Source organism: Spirochaetae bacterium HGW-Spirochaetae-1, from assembly GCA_002839375.1.
GTDB lineage: Bacteria > Spirochaetota > UBA4802 > UBA4802 > UBA5550 > PGXY01.
Genome location: PGXY01000009.1, coordinates 250,088 through 267,081, shown reverse-complemented (window position 1 = coordinate 267,081; position 16,994 = coordinate 250,088). Strand labels below are relative to the sequence as shown.

General features: G+C 47.5%; 13 protein-coding genes. 4 read left to right on the top strand and 9 right to left on the bottom strand.

The window, feature by feature from the left end:
• Window positions 1-219 precede the first annotated feature (219 nt).
• The gene (locus tag CVV44_18560) at window positions 220-1,617 is read left to right on the top strand and encodes a hypothetical protein (protein PKL36220.1); all 1,398 of its coding nucleotides are present in this window, start codon (window positions 220-222) and stop codon (window positions 1,615-1,617) included.
• 69 nt (window positions 1,618-1,686) lie between these two features.
• Complete coding sequence (locus CVV44_18555) at window positions 1,687-3,585, top strand: hypothetical protein (protein ID PKL36219.1); 1,899 nt, start codon at window positions 1,687-1,689, stop codon at window positions 3,583-3,585.
• A 15-nt stretch (window positions 3,586-3,600) separates the two neighbouring features.
• Here the strand turns inward: CVV44_18555 and CVV44_18550 are convergent, their stop codons facing one another.
• The 9 genes from CVV44_18550 to CVV44_18510 all read right to left on the bottom strand — a co-directional run bounded on the left by CVV44_18550 (window position 3,601) and on the right by CVV44_18510 (window position 14,545).
• On the bottom strand, window positions 3,601-4,584 hold the full coding sequence (locus CVV44_18550) for a potassium channel protein (protein PKL36218.1): 984 nt from the start codon (window positions 4,582-4,584) through the stop codon (window positions 3,601-3,603).
• Window positions 4,585-4,694: 110 nt separating this feature from the next.
• On the bottom strand, window positions 4,695-6,386 hold the full coding sequence (locus tag CVV44_18545) for a YgiQ family radical SAM protein (GenBank protein PKL36217.1): 1,692 nt from the start codon (window positions 6,384-6,386) through the stop codon (window positions 4,695-4,697).
• Window positions 6,387-6,553: 167 nt separating this feature from the next.
• Window positions 6,554-7,267 (bottom strand): hypothetical protein, encoded by a 714-nt coding sequence (locus CVV44_18540; GenBank protein PKL36216.1) that lies wholly within the window; start codon window positions 7,265-7,267, stop codon window positions 6,554-6,556.
• 125 nt (window positions 7,268-7,392) lie between these two features.
• Window positions 7,393-9,342, bottom strand: a complete 1,950-nt coding sequence (locus tag CVV44_18535; GenBank protein PKL36215.1) for a hypothetical protein — start codon at window positions 9,340-9,342, stop codon at window positions 7,393-7,395.
• 98 nt (window positions 9,343-9,440) lie between these two features.
• On the bottom strand, window positions 9,441-10,433 hold the full coding sequence (locus tag CVV44_18530) for a hypothetical protein (GenBank protein ID PKL36214.1): 993 nt from the start codon (window positions 10,431-10,433) through the stop codon (window positions 9,441-9,443).
• A 130-nt stretch (window positions 10,434-10,563) separates the two neighbouring features.
• Window positions 10,564-11,643 carry an electron transfer flavoprotein subunit alpha/FixB family protein gene (locus CVV44_18525; protein ID PKL36213.1) on the bottom strand — a complete coding sequence of 360 codons (1,080 nt, stop codon included), beginning with the start codon at window positions 11,641-11,643 and terminating at the stop codon, window positions 10,564-10,566.
• Window positions 11,643-12,434, bottom strand: a complete 792-nt coding sequence (locus CVV44_18520) for an electron transfer flavoprotein subunit beta (protein PKL36212.1) — start codon at window positions 12,432-12,434, stop codon at window positions 11,643-11,645. The genes CVV44_18525 and CVV44_18520 overlap by 1 nt, the downstream gene beginning before the upstream one ends.
• Before the next feature lie 16 nt (window positions 12,435-12,450).
• Entirely contained in the window at window positions 12,451-13,608 is a 1,158-nt protein-coding gene (locus CVV44_18515; GenBank protein PKL36211.1) for an acyl-CoA dehydrogenase, read from the bottom strand.
• A gap of 91 nt (window positions 13,609-13,699) precedes the next feature.
• Complete coding sequence (locus tag CVV44_18510; GenBank protein ID PKL36210.1) at window positions 13,700-14,545, bottom strand: hypothetical protein; 846 nt, start codon at window positions 14,543-14,545, stop codon at window positions 13,700-13,702.
• 223 nt (window positions 14,546-14,768) lie between these two features.
• Here CVV44_18510 and CVV44_18505 point away from each other — a divergent pair, with 223 nt between their 5' ends.
• Together CVV44_18505 and CVV44_18500 are read left to right on the top strand one after the other, a co-directional pair.
• Window positions 14,769-15,521 carry a hypothetical protein gene (locus tag CVV44_18505; protein PKL36209.1) on the top strand — a complete coding sequence of 251 codons (753 nt, stop codon included), beginning with the start codon at window positions 14,769-14,771 and terminating at the stop codon, window positions 15,519-15,521.
• 170 nt (window positions 15,522-15,691) lie between these two features.
• On the top strand, window positions 15,692-16,885 hold the full coding sequence (locus tag CVV44_18500; GenBank protein ID PKL36208.1) for a hypothetical protein: 1,194 nt from the start codon (window positions 15,692-15,694) through the stop codon (window positions 16,883-16,885).
• The last annotated feature ends 109 nt before the right edge of the window (window positions 16,886-16,994 follow it).

Sequence of the window (16,994 nt, the reverse complement as noted above, 5' to 3'; positions counted from 1 at the left end):
ATCACCAGAATTCATCTTCCAGGGTCTTTTTTGAGCAAAAACCATGAAAATTACATGTGGATTAATATGCAAGAGGCATTAATTTTTTCTTGCATATAATTATATGCAACTTAACTCTTGTAATATTGAATATTTCATAGTACATTGCATCAGGGAGTACTCAAAAACCGCACTCTGAAAGCTCTTTCTATATTTATACGCTATCAGGAGGTCTTAAATATGAAACGTCTTGTTCCCATTTTCCTGGCCGCTATCACGATTATATATGCCTCCTGCGGCTCAAAAAATTATTTCCAGGTCATTAAGGTCCCCGAAGAAAAATTCTACCAGGGACAATATAAGGAAGCGGCCCGCATGCTTCTGCCCGAAGTCAACAGGTCCGGCAAAGACCAGCTTCTCTATATGATGGAATGCGGATACATGCTCCACGCCGGTGCCGAATACGAAACAAGCAATACGGTGCTGCTCAAAGCAGGGAAAATAGCAAAAATAATCCCCACAAGCGTTTCACAGCAAGTGACGGCCATGCTCACCAGCGACAGGAACACCAATTACCGGGGAGAAGATTTTGAAAAGGTGCTGGTGCATATGTACCTGGGTATTAACTTTCTCATGCTTAAAGACTACGATTCGGCCCGTGTCGAATTCAAAATGGTAAATGAGGAGCTTCTGAAAATCAAGACCGAGGAAGGATCGGCCCGGTACAAACAAAATATAATGGCTAAATATCTCACCGCCGTTTCCTATGAAATCATCGGCACCATGAACAACGACGCCGATGACATTGAATATGCCTACAAGGAATACGAACAGATACTGGCGCTAAATCCCGGACTGGATCTCGTGTACCGCGACCTGCAGCGCATTTCAAAACAGCTGAACTATATGGATGATTACGCAAAATGGACGAAGCAGTTCGGAAAACGCGACGCAATCCCCGCTGATGCCGGTGAACTCATAGTCATCTTCCAGACAGGAAAAACCGCCATAAAGCATTCCCGCGGCGGCCTCATGTCCGACGCGACAATGAAACAGTCCATAATAGTTTCCATGAGCACCATGAGCCTGGCGGCCGGTGTAACCACGGGAGCCATCATGGTCACGCTCAACAAGGCCGAGAATCCCATTCCAGTATTTAAAAGACGAACGGACCAGATAAACGCTATCAGGGTTAAAATAAACAACCAGTATTTTTCCACCCTGGACATGGAGGATATAGCGACCACGGCGATCAAAAACCTCGAGGACGATTACGGCAGGCTCAGAACCCGCGTGGCAGCCTCCATCGTGACAAAAGCGGCAGCCTCTATTGCCGCCGGCCTGGCTGCCAGGGCCATCGCTGAAAAAGCCGGGGGCGGGAGTATGTCGAGTCTAATCGGCGTTGTGGCCGGAGCCGGAACCGGCGCCATGCTCTTCTCCCAGATGAAGCCCGATCTGCGATGCTGGCATACACTGCCGGCGCGCCTGCAAATAGGACGGACATTCCTCCGGCCGGGCACATATAAAATCACCCTGGAATTCATCGGGAAAAATGGCGCGATTACAGGTAAAAAAGATTTGACGGTGGAGATAAAAAAAGGGGAAAAGACATTTATTAGCGAAAGAGCCCTTATCTGAAAAACAGGTTACAAAAGGAATCATTGACCGGATTATCTACCGTTACAATGATAATTCCCTGAAAAGAATATGAGCACTATATCCAGAAATCAACCGGAAGAGCTGCAACCGGAAACCGTCGATTCATGCGACTATAAAATATTTAATTCCATGAATTATCCCGTTTGCATAATCGGCATTGACGGGCTTCTTTCTTACGGAAATGAGTCATTCAAAAATCTTTTCGGAACGGGGGATCGCCCTAACAGGCTCGACTGGCAGCATCCCCTTTTCCCTGAATACAGAAAACGTCTCGCCCAGGCATACCTCGGCGCCCGTAACGGTCAAGGCAAACACTGCTTCGCCATCATGGAATCTCCCGATGGGAATCAGCTGCCCGTGGAAATATACCTGTTTCCTCTTTTCGAACAAGAAAAGGTGTATTCTATTCTGGCCATGCTGAGAGTCGTGGATGAACGCATACTCTCCTTTGACCGTTCAACACTTTCGCAATTCTCACAGGACAACTTCAGGTACGACACGCAGCTCTTTGAGTTTTGCATCACACCCATCATGCGCCTCGATGAAAACATGGAGATCATCAAATGCAGCAGATCCCTTGAAGGATTTCTGGGCTGCAGCTGCGAAGATATCATCGACAAAAAAACCGTGAGCTATAAATCCATATTTCCCTTTGACGCCGAACGTATCAGACAATCGGTTTCGGAAATTTTCAAAGGTGACATTCCCATCAAACGGAAAGGTGAGATCAAGGTATCTGCCGGCGAAAAGGGCGAAAAAATCGTCAACCTTATAATCTATCCCATTCTTGAAAGCAATGAAATCATGTTCGTGGAAATAATTCTGGAGGATATTACCGAGATAAAGGCCCTGAAGGAACGGATCAACTCCATCAACAGGATCCAGCTCCTGCAGGACATCACCAAGGGTTTTCTTCATTCACTGAATAACAGCATCAATGTCATCATGAGCCAGACACAGCTACTCCTTCAGATAACCGAGAAAGAAACCGTCATGGAAGGCATCCGAACCATTGAAAAATCCGCCCTCGACATCGTCGATAACCTGCGCCGCGTCCAGAATTCCATCGCCAAAAAAAGCAGCCTCAACGAGGAGAGGATGGAGCCCCTGGTTAACATCATAGAGGATGCCATTGAATTTTCCAAGATGCAGTTCAAGGTGGAAGACAAGGAAAAGAAAAGAAATATCACCATTGAAAAAAAATACTATACCGCGGTCAATGTCCGCGTTGACACAAACCTGCTGCGGGAAATCATCATCTCCATCATACTAAAAGTTTCGGCCTTCATTCAGAAAAAGGGAATTCTCTTTATAACGCTGAAAGAAAACAGCAATCTCTGCCTTACCATCAACATAATGAAGAACGGCCAGGATGGTGAAATACTGCAACTGCCCAACATGGTCAACGTCTTTTCAGGAATAGACATCAGGCAGGCCGCGGAAAAAATAAGCTTGAAAATAATTGAAGAGGAATCGGCCGAAGCTTATTCCATCAAGACTGTCTTTCCCCCGCGCATGATACAGGACAAGTCAAAAAAAGAAATTCAAAATTCCGATTTTAAAATAAGGGATCTGGACATCCTGGTCGTTGAAGACGAGAGAGGCCTGCAGAAAATATTGTTCGAACTTTTTGACAGGATGGGAAACAGGGTATTCATTTCAGGAAACGGCAGTGAGGCACTGGAAGAGTTTAAAAAAAACCATTACGACCTTGTTATAACCGATTACGGCATTCCCGGAATCACCGGCATTGAACTGGCGGCGCGCATCAAGGAAATCAGAGAGGATATAACCACGATACTTCTTTCAGGGTGGGCCCTGGACGAACTGCAGGCCTATAAAAGCGTTGTTGACCTCTTCATCCCGAAACCCTTCAAGCTCGACGATCTTATCAGCGGCATATCACGATTGATGCGGGACAGAAAGAAACCATCCCACCAGAAATAAATCCGGAACAAAACTTCATATTACCTCGGTCATTCGTACCATGTCTTCCGTTTTCCCCATCATCACTATAACATCATTCTCTTCCAGTACTTCGACGGGTAGTGGATTGAAAATCATCTCACCGCTGTGTTTTTTTATGAGTACTATGATCACGCCGTAATCCTTCCTGAGATTGGACTGTACCAGGTTTTTCCCCACCAGGTGAGACCCCGGCCTGACAACGGCCTCCTCCATCTGCAGACCCAGATGGCTTTCCATGATGGCGATATCAATAAAATCCACCACCGTGGGTTTGATGAGAACCTGGGCCATTCTTTTCCCGCCTATAAGGTATGGTGAAACAACACGGCTGGCTCCGGCCCGCCTGAGTTTCATCTCATTTTTTTCCTCAGAAGAACGGGCAAGTATGAAAATGTTAGGATTTAGCCCCCTGGCGGTGAGCGTTATAAATACATTATCGGAATCGGATTTTACCGCCGTCACTATGGCCTTTGCACGCTGTATGCCCGCCTTGACAAGGGTCTCATCAGCCGTGGCATCCATGGGAAGATAGAGATACCCGTCGACTTCAAGTTCCTCAATACTCTGGGCGTCGTTTTCAATGACGATATGATCCATGTTCCGGGCATCGAGCTCTTTCACAATGAGCTTTCCTATTCTGCCATACCCGCAGATTATATAATGGTTGGTCAATTCAGCAATTTTCTTTTCCACTTTTCTTCTCCCGAAAGTTTTCCGCAATTCTCCTTCAATAAACATCCGGAGAATGGTCCCAAGAGTATATCCGGCGATGGTTATGCCCGTGACAATGACAAATATCGTGATAATCCGACCCGCCACTGTCAGAGGTCTCACCTCCTGGAAGCCGACGGAACTGATAGTTATGATGGTCATATAAAAGGCCTCAAAAACGGTCATGCCTTCAATTACATGATAGCCCATAGTGCCAATGGCTATGGTGGCACCAAGAAGTGTTAGAGCAATTCTGAGTTTTCTCAATCTTCCATACCTTTCTGTGTGTAATAACCGTTTCCGATGTACTTCATACGAACCGAAAGAACAGGTACCTTATATATATATCGGCATATATCCCGTAAAATCCCCACTGTCTATAAGCGACGGGGTTTAACCGTATTTTTCTGTTTTACTTTTTTTCCCATGTCTCTTTCCACGAACAGTTCATTGCCGTCGAAGGGATCTCTGCCGGTATAATACATGAGTGTTGAATATGTCGAGGGGGTAGGCGTGAAAATCTGGACCTGGCCCGGAATATCCTTTAATTCCCCCGACAGTATTCTGTTCATTTTTACCATGTCATCGACGGAGCACCCCGGATGGGCGGCCATAAGGTAATGAGTCAGGACCGGTTTTTTCTCCATATCCTGCACAGCCTCCCTGAACATGGCAATGAAGGCCTTGAGCCTTCGCACCGAGGGTTTTCCCATGAGATGCAGCACGCTGTCCTCCACATGTTCCGGGGCTATCCTCATCTGCCCCGACAGATGGTACCGTACTATCTCGGCAAGATATTCCCTGCCGAAACGTGTATCATCGACAATAAGGTCATAACGGATACCCGAGGCGATAAAAACTTTTTTTATCCCCTTTATCGTCCTGATTTTTCTCAGCAGTTCCAGCTGCCGTGCGTGACCGATATCAAGCCTGGAACACCGTTCTTCATCAAGGCAACGCCTGCCCGTACAAAATCCCCCCCTCTTCATGACCGCACAATCCATGCCGTACATGTTGGCCGTAGCGCCCCCCAGGTCATTTATTATACCCCTGAACCGGGGATGCCGTACCATCTCCCCGGCCTCGCGCAGGATGGAATCTTCACTCCGGGAAACAATGGTCCGTCCCTGATGTACGGCGATAGAGCAGAAATTGCATCCTCCAAAGCATCCCCGGTGTGAGGTGATGGAAAACCTGATAGTATCCAGGGCCCGGACCTCGCCCTGCTTCCCGTAATAGGGATGGGCGTCTCGCTCATAGGGAAGCTCATTTACCCTGTCAAGGTCGTCAACGGAGAGAGGTTTTGCCGGCCGGTTCTGGACCAGGTACCGATTTCCGTGTTTCTGCACCAGGCACCGGCCCGACACGGGATCGCTGTTCCGATAAAACAGGTGAAACATTTTCTCGAAAGAAATATCATCGCGGGATACCTCCTCATAAGAAGGAAGTTCGATACAATCCTGCCCTGGACTTCCTGCTATGTAGCAGATACCGTCCATGGACGAAAAATCTTCATTGTTCTTTAAAGCGTCGGCAAGCTCCACTATGCTGTTTTCGGCCATCCCGTAGACCAGGATATCGGCCTTGGCGTCCAAAAGTACGGAGCGCCTGACCTGATCCTGCCAGTAATCGTAGTGGGCGATACGTCTGAGACTTGCCTCGATGCCTCCCAGGACAATGGGAACCGTATTCTTAAAATAACGACGTATAAGCCCCGTATAGGCAATAAGGGCGCGATCGGGACGGCGGTCATTCTCCCCTCCCGGCGTAAGATCATCATGCTTACGCCTGCTTCTGTCGGCATTATAGTTCGATACCATGGAATCCACCGAACCGGAGGTGACTCCCCAGAACAGAATCGGTTCACCGAGACGTGCAATATCGGCGCTGCCGGAGATGTCTGGCTGGGCAATGATTCCCACGCGGTATCCCCGGTCCATGAGGACACGGCCGATTACCGCAATACCCATGAATGGATGGTCAATGTAGGTATCGCCGGTTATGAGAATGACATCGAGGCGTGCCCAACCAAGGGCACTAACCTCTTCTTTTGTCGTTGGTATGAACATGGCGCTCCTTGACCGTAAAATAACGTTTCGCGGTATTTGACGAGAATAATATATATTTTTAAATTTCGCAATATATTTTCATGGCATGGCCGCAACAGAAGGGATAAAAAAGGGGTACCCTTTCGGCATACCCCTTTTGTGAATGTCATATACGTGGTTCTCGTCGTCTATTTCAGGAATTTTTTCGACTTGAGTGCATTGATAATCAGATCTATCATTTCTTGTGGGGAAAATTTCGCCATGTTTATGGTGAGATCATAAGATGCAGGATTCTGGGCATCAAATTTGACATACTGGGTCATAAAATCATGACGTGCCCTGTCTTTTTCCTTCACCAGTTTTTCGGCCTCAAGCCTGTCACGGATTCCATGGCGTTCCATCACAGATTGTATCCTCGTGGCCAATGGTGCTACCATGCGGACATGCAGGCCATATTTCATATCCTTTGTTATGACTACACCGGCCCGGCCCACAATTATCTTTCGTCCCTGAATTGCCAGCGTCCGGACGGTCTTGATGAGCTGTAAATGGGCATGTACCTGGGGAGGATAATCGGTAAGCATACCACGCATCAGTTCCGTCATTTCTTCGCGCTTTTTGGTATCCAGCGTCTCCAGCAGTTTTTCATTCACTGCATAATCGTCATGAATTTTCTGCAGCAGATCCTTATCATAACCGTTCCATTGGTCGCTATTTTCATATTTATTCAATTCTTCCGCCAACGCCAGAACAACGGGATTAACCAGGCATCCATATTCCCGTGATATGGTTATAAAAGGCTTTAATTCATCGGTTTTAATTATATCCTTTTTTGCCTGTTCCCACAGCTGAATCTGTTTTTTTACCCATGTTTCCAGATTAAGGTTCGCTATATGCTTCATAAATATCACCCTGAAAATGTAATTTTCTCATTTCAGAATGATATTTTCAGCCTAGGGAAAAAAGTCAAGAGAAAACAAAAAAAACATTTCTAAATATATAATTTTATATAGAGTTCATGTGAGTTTTAACTCAGGTCCTGTATCCGTCGGAGGATTTTTTTTCGCTCCTCAAGATCAGAGAGGAGCCGGGAGTTACCGCATTGGTGAGCAATCTGAAACGCGTAGGATATTATATAACCAATGATACCTTCACCGGAAGAATTGCCAAGCACTTTTTTCCCCACGAGTTGGTCGCTCAGAGCAGTGCCGCTTTCAATCCTGATAATGGAACAGTCGTAAAAGGGAAGCGGCCTTCCCTCCTCTCTCTCCCCGGCCAGATCAGTGCGCTCCAGTGGCCTCCGTATCATGCCCTTACCGGAGGCCTGATTGCCGTAAAAAATCCACAGGCGGTGCTGCTCATAGAAAAAAAGCAGCTTCTTTGCCAGGTCATAAAAATATTCCCCCATGGAACCGATCAGGTCCTCCACGTGATTCATGGTGGCCAGCTGTTTCCTCATTATTCTTACTGCCTCCTCCCGCTTCAGGTTCAGGGTCGGATTGGCGGTCCTGAACTGGTGCATCGCGTTAAGCAGGCTTTCAAAGGCCTTCAGTTCATCGTCAAAAATATCTGCGGTAAAAACGGAGCTCTCGAACTCGTCGCGATGCTCGTCACGGAACGTTATGGGAGTGCCGTTTATGAGACAGGTAAAAGCATTTTTAAAAAACTGCACGGCAGCATCGAGATAGTTGATATAATTATTATCAAAAACATCCTGGGGATCATGTTTGCTCTTGTCCAGTATCTTCCACTGGGCCTCGACCCCCCGCATGAGAAGGCTTCTGCCCCTGTCCTCAACCTTAAGCATCTTGTATACCAGTTCATAGGAAGAAACGTTCTTCTTCAGGTGCTCCAGTTCCCGCTGTCTCCTGGATTCAGGATCCTTCCCTACTTTTTTCAGATAGTCCTCGCTGTAATCCCAGACTTCAGGACTCACCTCGGGAGTCCTGACCCGATAGCGGTAGATAAATTCCTCAATCTTCGCAGGGCGCTGATATATAAGCACTTCTATGATAATCGTGAACAACGTGGTTATTCCACTGATACGATACTGCTGCCTGAGAAAATCTGTTATGATATTGTTCTCCATCTGTTCGCCGTAGAGGAAGGACCGGAAGAGGACCATATAGTCATAGATTGTTTTTTCCCTTGTCAGGTTTCTTTTCTCTTTCTCGCGGCGCAGATGATCGGGTTCTTTCTCATAAATATTTTCTTTCTTCAGGTCCTCCATCTCCCGCATCTTATTTTCAACCATGAGAATGATTTCTTCTTTAAGTTCGCCTCCCATCTTCTGGAAACCGAAATAGTTAACCAGGTAATTCCGGAACTCCCGTTCAAAATTGGCGCGCTCCATCCATTTAATCGTGTTCATGGACTGGCTGCACAGGGGCTCCACCATGAGCCAGACGCGTATGCGGCGCAGATAGTTGAATACCGATGGGTCTTCTATGCTTTTATCGTTCAGGATCATCATGAGAATTGTGGAGAGCCTCATGACTATTTCCTGCTGAAAACCGACTATGTCTCCCATGACTTTCAGAAGCCGTCGGTTGGGGATGAGCCTCCTGCGGAAACCGATGCCGAACCGGTTGTTCCGGCGGACGAGCAAGCGTTTTTTAAAAAGCCCCAGATAGTCATAGCGTTTTCTCAATTCATCGATGTAATAGGATGTTTCCGTGGGCATATATTCCACGGACGCGGCGGCGAGCTGCTCCCTCTCTTCCGAAGGAGCTTGGGGTTTTTTTCTTCGAACGGCTGCCTGCCGTTTCCGGTCTGAGGCTTCAACGAGCTCCTTCACCTGCCGATCCGGGCATCCCTGTATCAGTTCGATGATGGCTCGATACCGCTCTTCGGAATGTATATCGGCGTTGTTCATAAGGGCCCGCACCAGCTCCATCTTGGCCTGGGGGATTTCCTTGTTTAAGAGAAGTGAACGGGCCCGACGTTCTATTTTTTTTGAATTGCTGTCCTGCGCCATGGCTTTTCTAATCTTAGAGAAAAGAAAGCCTATATTTTTTCATACGTCAAGATAAAAATATTCCCATCATGGCATATTTCTTTCATAGGGGTCTCCTCTTATTTTACCGGTATATGCTGTTCTTCGCGCACCGGTACCAGCAAAATAGCCTTCTCCGGGCAGTTTGCAGCACAGAGACCGCATCCTATGCAGAGACTCGTGTCGATTTCTGAAACATCACCGAGCGTTATGGCGTCAACAGGACAGGTATCAAGACAAAGCCCGCAGGCAGTACACCGCGAAGCATCAACATCGGCATGATAGCGGCTCGGGGAGAGAATCCATTCCTTTTTTGAATTATCCTTCAACCGGAACATTTCGCAACAGCAGTTGCAGCAGTTACAGATGACGTTTCCATAACCCTTGTTTTCAGCCATGTGGACGAGTCCGGCTTCCTCTGATTTTTTCAGGATATCCAGGGCTTCCTCCCGGCTGATCTGTCTGCCGTGCCCCCTGTCAAGGGCGTATTCAGCGCCCCGGTTGAGCTGTATGCAGGCCTCAATGAGCGCGTCGCAATTCTGCTGGCTCAGCCGGCACGGGCATTTTACCACGGCAAGCTGCTCTGCTTTCGAAACGAGGTGTACGCATTCTTCGTAGGGAAGAACTGCACTGCCGTGCCGAATATGCTCATCAATAGGAATGACCCGCATGAATGAGGGGAGTTTCACCGATTCAGGCAGGTTCCGCATCATGGCGGCGAAATCTTCATCCATGACTCGTTTCCACATATTGAAAAAGTCCTGGTCGGCATCATCCCAGAGAATGCTTGCGTCGTGAAACTGGATGATATTCTTTGCCAGCTTATACACGGTTTTCCCGTCACGCTGCGATTTGAAAACAGCACCCTTTTTAAAAAGTGATGTAAGAAGGCCGGCGACCCTGGTTTTATCATCACCGGACTTCACGGCCAGTTCATCCACATGGCCCGGCAGCATGAGGGCTACCCTGGCCTCCTCAACAGTGCAGAGAGTTTTCCATACTTTAAAAAGGCTTTCTGAATTGACCAGCCCCATTTTACTACAGAGATCACGATAAAGATTATCATCAGACATGACGGCCCCCGGTGGTGTTTAATTATATGGACGGTACACATCGATTGTAATGCTTCCGGGTATTAAAATCAAGCCCAATTTTACAGACTATCATTGACACCGGAAACAGGGCCATAGAACAGCTTCCACTTTACATGCCACATGCGAAAGTAAGTTTCTCCTTCTTGAGCCGCTCTATGAGAGCTTCGAGAAACCTGGCGGCATCTTCCTGTATGACATAATCGGAAATATCAAATATGGGGGCTCCCGGGTCGGCATTGACCGATACGATTATTTCAGCATCAACAATGGAGGTTGTGTGTTGTATCTGTCCCGATATGCCAAATCCCATGTAGAGCCGGGGCTTCACGGTTTTGCCTGTCTGGCCGATCATCCGCTCCATCCCGCACCAACCGTTAAAAACGGGGACACGTGTCGCTCCCACTTCCCCGCCCAGCATCTGGGATAATTCGAAAAGCCTGTCAAAATTACGCTTAGCACCAAGTCCCCTTCCGCCGGCAATGACTACATCGGCCTGCTCCAGGGAGACAGTACACCTGTCCCAGCGCCGCGGCGCTTCACAGTTTACGACCCGTAGTGACGAGGAATCGAACGAATAGGCAAGCTCAATCACATCGGCATGCAGACCGGTCCTTTCCGCTTTTTCAAAGACACCGGGCTGCACCGTGGCTATCTGGGGCCGGCTTTCGGGGCAGATGATCGATGCCACCATGTTCCCGCTGAAGGCTGGTCTCTTCATGAGCAGCAGTCCCTTTCCATGCTTTTCCGAATCGATAATGTCAAGACCGGTGCAATGGGCTGTCAGGCCCGTATGAAAACGCTGGGAAAGACGGGGCGCCAGGTCCGATCCAGCCTCCGTGGAGGGAATGAGCAGAATGGAAGGATTATATTCTCTGATCAGTCCGGTGAAGAGTTCTGGAAATATTTCACTATTGTAATGCTTCAGGTCATTGTGACTCATATAAAGAATAAAGTCAGGTCCAAAATTCTTAACGTCAGCCAGATATTTTTCAGCCTCAAGTGCCAGGACAACGGCATAAACCTGTTCACCAAGCCTGTCGGCCAGGTCCCTGCCCTTTGTCAACAACTCACGGGCTCCCTCGAGCACCCGTTCGTGGTCCTGTATCTCCACGAAGACCATGACGCCTTTACTTTCTCTTCCGCCTTTCTTTTCCATATGCCGCTCTTCCATACATTGAGAGGATGTCATCAATACCTGATGATATTATGTTTCTTCAGCCTGACCAGGAGCTCCTCGACCTTTTCCTGCAGGTTTCCGTTCATGGTTTCCCGCTCCCTGGCGTGGACAAAGGATTCGGACTGGATAACAACCGTCGGTGAACCGTATAACCCGTATTCCTTTTCCGATCCGCCTATATCTTCCATGGTCATTTTTCTGATGGGCTTCTCAAAACAGGTCCGGATATCTGCCAGGGCCGGAAAGCGAACAACGTTGGTGCTTTTATTCACCGACAATATCAGAGGAAGATCGACCCGTATCTTCTGGTATTCGTGTCCATATAACCGTTCTATGACGGCATGTTTTTCTTCGATATCGATTTTATGAATCTGCGTAATCAGGGGCATATGGAGAAATTCCGAGAGGTGGTATCCCACGCTGGCCGTGCTTCCGTCCACGGCCTCCACGCCGGTGATCACAATATCGAAGGAACCGAGACCGGCAATGGCACGCGAGAGTATTTTCCCCGTCACATAAGAGTCGGACCCGGCAAAACAGGAGTCCGAGACGAGCACGGCGCTGTCTACACCCATGGCATAGGACTCTTCGAGTATCTCGGCTGCCTGGGGAGGCCCCATGGTTACGGCGGTTACGGTACCACCGTAGCGCCCCCTGAGGGACAGGGCCATCTCGATGGCATGCATGTCATCGGGATTCATTATGTTCGGTATCCTGTCGCGCTCCAGGGTACCCCTGACAGGATCGATTTTAACCATATGGGTGTCGGGTACCTGTTTTATACACACGGCAATAGTAAGCATGGCTCTTTCCCTTATATTATAACTTGCTGAATTCTTTGAGGATGGCGTTACCGATAATGATCTTCATGACCTCGGAAGTCCCCTCATATATCTGTGTTATTTTCACATCCCGATAATAACGCTCCACGGGAAGTTCCTTGACGTAACCGTATCCGCCGAAAATCTGCAGGGCCTCCTGGCACACATCCAGGGCCGCCCCCGGCGCATAATATTTGCACATGGCCGCTTCGGTCGTATAGGGAAGACCTTTATCCTTATTGCAGGCGGCCTTATAAACGAGAAGCCGGGCAGCCTCGAGCTTCGTCTTCATCTCGGCCAGCTTAAAGGACACTCCCTGGAATGTGCCGATTGGTTTATTGAACTGCTTGCGCTCCGTCGCGTAGACGGCTGCCGCTTCATAGGCGGCCATGCCGATGCCCAGGGCCTGTGCCGCTATACCGATACGCCCCATATCAAGGGTCTGCATGGATATTTTAAATCCGTCCTCAGGCCGTCCCAGCACATTGGTTTTCGGAACGCGTACATTGTCCAGTATGAGCTCGGAAACCATATTCCCCCGCATCCCCATCATGTCCTCGATTTTTCCCACGGAAAATCCCCGCATCCCCTTTTCAACGATAAAGATCCCTATACCCCTGCTCTTCCTGGCTGCGTCAAACACGGCGGCAACGAGAAAAACATCGCCCACGCCGCCATTGGTGACAAAGGCCTTCTGACCGTTCAGGATATAGGCATCGCCGTCATCCGAGGCCGTTGTCTGGACACCGCCTGCGTCGGAACCGGCATTGGGCTCCGTTACGGTAAATCCACCGATCTTTCTCCCCGTTGACAGATCATAGGCAAGACGCTCCTTCTGATCTTCCGTGCCGAATTTCAGCAGGGGGGCCAGGCATACGGAATTATGGACCGTCACTCCCAGTCCTATCGAGGCGCTGACACGCGATATCTCCTCGATGACTATGGCATAACTGACCGTATCAAGGTCGGCTCCGCCGAATTGCCGGGGAGCCTGTATCCCCCATATATTCAGATTACCCATGGCGGTCACTATATCGCCTGGAAGAGGCTTTGCCTCGCGGTCCAGGTAGAGCGACCATTCAGCCAGCACTTCCCGGGAGAACTTCCTGATGTGCTTCTGCACCATCTTCTGTGTCTTGGTTAAACTCAGATCCATGTCTCAATCCCTTATTAAAGTGTTGTCCATTCAAGTATCACGGCAGTAAAAAATCAAGTCCATATCGATTAATAGATAACGTTCCGGGAACTCATTTAAAAGGACTGATTCGACCCGTCCAGTCCAATCCCATGAGCCCGGCAAAATGGACCGTATTGGCCCGGAGGCGATTACCGAAACTTTCCGGTGTTACCAGCCCCATGCTCCGGAAACCGGCGCTGCGAACCCGCATGGCATGCAGGGCATAATAGAAATATCCCCGTGCATTGGCGTCATAGAGGAAAAAATAGATCATTTGATATTCACCGGCATTGTTAACAAGCATACCATATTTCTTCATGGCCTCCAGGGAGATATTTTTAAGCATAAAATCTGATCCATCGCTGATGAGTTCGCTGCGAAACCGCTGATTGCCGAAGCGGTTGTCCTGAAACATGAAATAATGCATCCGCTTTTCACGTATGTCGCCATAGGAAGGATCAGGAACCGCCGCTGTTGATCCCGGCGAAGATATTCTCCTGCTCTGGATAATGAGGGTTTCCATGACGCCGCCGGTTCTTGAATAATATTTCATGCCACGCAGCCGTGAAAAGGCTAAAAGCATGTTGCTCAGAGCAAGAGGCTCGTTTTTACCCGTGACAAGGGGAAAAAAGGCCTTCTCCTCGGCAAGCAGGTCAAAATCATTCAAACTGGCGGGAATCTGCTTCGTTACGGGGATAGTTATCTTACCCACCGGCCCTTCTGATGTGATCATTGTACCGTTTTTTACACGGGATCTGGTAATAATCGCACCTTCCCTGAGAATTTTCAACTCTCGGGGAGAAAAAAAGACCTGAATGGGATCAATTTCCAAAGAATAAATCACGGACTGCATAACAAAAACCGCAGTGACAGGCAGGAATAACAGGAGTAAAATGAAGGACAGGCGTTTTTTCATCTCAATTGATTCCGGTTTTTGATTCCATAGAATTCCCCCAAGAGACTAAAAGTCAAGTGAAAGCAAAAATCGTTGACATTTTTCGATTTTTTTTTCATTGTTAAAGGGATAATTGCTTATATTGATGTCGAACCGTCAAGACGGGGGGACGTATGACCGATAAGGCCTATGTGGTTAAACCGGTATAAAGTCCTATCCATAACTATATAAAAAAAGGTGCCCCATGAGTTTTATAAGAAAAGTAATGCTGATAGTCGGAATATGTATAGTTCTCAGTGTGGGTTCCTATTTTATTATAAGCATGATATTTGAAAAACTGGAAGACCAGCTCTTTGAAAAATGCAGAATTGAGGCCCTCTCAGGCGCCCGGGCAATGAGCGAGGTCATGGAATTAATGGTAAAAGCAGGCATGCTGAAAGAGGAGGATATTTTTGATACCAATTATATCCGTATTGAAGGAATTAATCCTCCCAAATACCATACCAGGTATGATCTAATTTTCGATCAGCACATTCAACTCATTCAGGATGAATATTTAAAAGATCCCGATGTTGACTTTGCCATCCTCATCGATAAAAACGGTTATGTACCTACGCATAACCTGAAATATTCCCAGCCATCCACGGGCAAGCTCCAGCACGACCTATACCACAGCCGTTCCAAGCGCAACTTTGCCACATACCCGGCCATCAAACAGGCACTGCAGTACAACGGCAATGATACTACAACACTTCTGTACGACCGGGATACGGGTGAAAAGCTGTGGAATATCGGCGCGCCGGTACGGCTCCATAATCGTCACTGGGGTGCCTTTCTCATCGGCGTATCCATGCAGCGCGTCAATATCATTAAAAATCAGATGCTCATCCTTATTATCGTAACCATCTTCGCTATTATCAGCCTTTCGCTCCTGGCTGCACTGGCAGTCATGCCCCGGAAGCTCTTCACCGGGCCAAGGGACACACCGCAGTATTAATAGCACTCTCACATGTACTCCCATTAATCTTTTGTACCTTTTAATTTCAGTATCTGTATAAAAACAGATACTGAAACTCCGTTACAGATTTTTTACTTGACTTAATCCCATATTAGGATATATTTTAATTTTGATCGGATGACCAATCAATACTAAATTCAATGAGATAAATGGAGAAGAACCCCGCAACTCCGGGTAACCCTATGAACAGAAAAAAATCCAGCAGGACAATGCCCCTGGTGATTACCGCACAGGGAACTTATCGCAAAGCATATTCAATGATTGAAAATATTTTTATTCAGTCCGGTTATGAGCCAAAAAAAAACAGCTTTTTTATCAAACCAAATCTTGTTGATGCCTTTCATCCACGCTCCGGCATTGTCACCCACCCTGCCGTCATAGAGGCCATTATACAATACCTTCAGCGCTATTACCCAGGCGCAGAAATAATCATAGGAGACAGCTGCGGTGTTCACGTATCCTTTGCCAGGGTCATCAGGAAAACCGGATATAACCATTTTGAAAAAAAATATGGTGTCCGGATTTTGAGTCTCGATACCGTTGAGAGATATTCTCAAAAATGGGAGCATGGAATACTTAAACTCCCCACTCTCCTGAAGACACACGAATACATCAATGTAGCTAAAATGAAAACCCATCTTCAGACCTCGGTTTCCCTGGGCATAAAAAATCAAAAGGGTCTTCTGGAAACAAATATAAAAAAAAATTTCCACCGCACCTATGATTTGCATAATTGTATTATCAGCCTGGCCGATCTCGTTCAGCCTGATTTCACCATTATTGATGGTATACTATCCCTGGAAGGCAATGGCCCTCTGGATACGGGAACACCCAAAAAAGATACCGGTCTTATCATCGCCTCAACCAGTATGATCGCCGCAGATAATGTGGCCGCCACAATAATGGGATACGATATCAATGAAATCGCTCACATGCCGGTCGCACAGGGGTTCGAAATAGTCGGTCATTCTCTGGAGAAATGCATGCGGCCTCATGTCAGGCCCAATGAAAAATTCGTGGAGATACTTAATACCCATATCTACATCGATAAAACGATGTGCACACAGTGTGCCGTTCCTTTCAAGGATGCTTTCCGCGACCCGGTCTTTCTCATAAAAGTCATAGGCCTGGGCGGACTCCGCGGAATCAAAAATATAATCTTCGGGAAATATTCCGGTTCTATCGATAATCTGGACAACACGATTGGATTCGGCGACTGTACGAGTAAAACAGCCCGAAAGATGGGCTTCCCAACGGTTCAGGGATGCCCTCCCACACCGGAAACTATTAAAAAACACTATATTCAATTTTTAAAAAACAAAAAGAAAAAAAACAAACACTGAACACATGAATGTACCTATGGTTGTGCTTGCTAAACAAGAAATGAAAATGTCGAGGCCACATGAGATGTGTGAAATGACCTCGGCTGCAGGGGAACATTCATATCACAAT

What these genes read in the sequence shown, in the direction of transcription:
- CVV44_18560 (PKL36220.1), top strand. Translation starts at nt 220, where the DNA reads ATGAAACGTCTTGTTCCCATTTTCCTGGCCGCTATCACGATTATATAT.
- CVV44_18555 (PKL36219.1), top strand. Translation starts at nt 1,687, where the DNA reads ATGAGCACTATATCCAGAAATCAACCGGAAGAGCTGCAACCGGAAACC.
- CVV44_18545 (PKL36217.1), bottom strand. Translation starts at nt 6,386, where the DNA reads ATGTTCATACCAACGACAAAAGAAGAGGTTAGTGCCCTTGGTTGGGCA.
- CVV44_18540 (PKL36216.1), bottom strand. Translation starts at nt 7,267, where the DNA reads ATGAAGCATATAGCGAACCTTAATCTGGAAACATGGGTAAAAAAACAG.
- CVV44_18535 (PKL36215.1), bottom strand. Translation starts at nt 9,342, where the DNA reads ATGGCGCAGGACAGCAATTCAAAAAAAATAGAACGTCGGGCCCGTTCA.
- CVV44_18530 (PKL36214.1), bottom strand. Translation starts at nt 10,433, where the DNA reads ATGTCTGATGATAATCTTTATCGTGATCTCTGTAGTAAAATGGGGCTG.
- CVV44_18525 (PKL36213.1), bottom strand. Translation starts at nt 11,643, where the DNA reads ATGACATCCTCTCAATGTATGGAAGAGCGGCATATGGAAAAGAAAGGC.
- CVV44_18520 (PKL36212.1), bottom strand. Translation starts at nt 12,434, where the DNA reads ATGCTTACTATTGCCGTGTGTATAAAACAGGTACCCGACACCCATATG.
- CVV44_18515 (PKL36211.1), bottom strand. Translation starts at nt 13,608, where the DNA reads ATGGATCTGAGTTTAACCAAGACACAGAAGATGGTGCAGAAGCACATC.
- CVV44_18510 (PKL36210.1), bottom strand. Translation starts at nt 14,545, where the DNA reads ATGAAAAAACGCCTGTCCTTCATTTTACTCCTGTTATTCCTGCCTGTC.
- CVV44_18505 (PKL36209.1), top strand. Translation starts at nt 14,769, where the DNA reads ATGAGTTTTATAAGAAAAGTAATGCTGATAGTCGGAATATGTATAGTT.
- CVV44_18500 (PKL36208.1), top strand. Translation starts at nt 15,692, where the DNA reads ATGGAGAAGAACCCCGCAACTCCGGGTAACCCTATGAACAGAAAAAAA.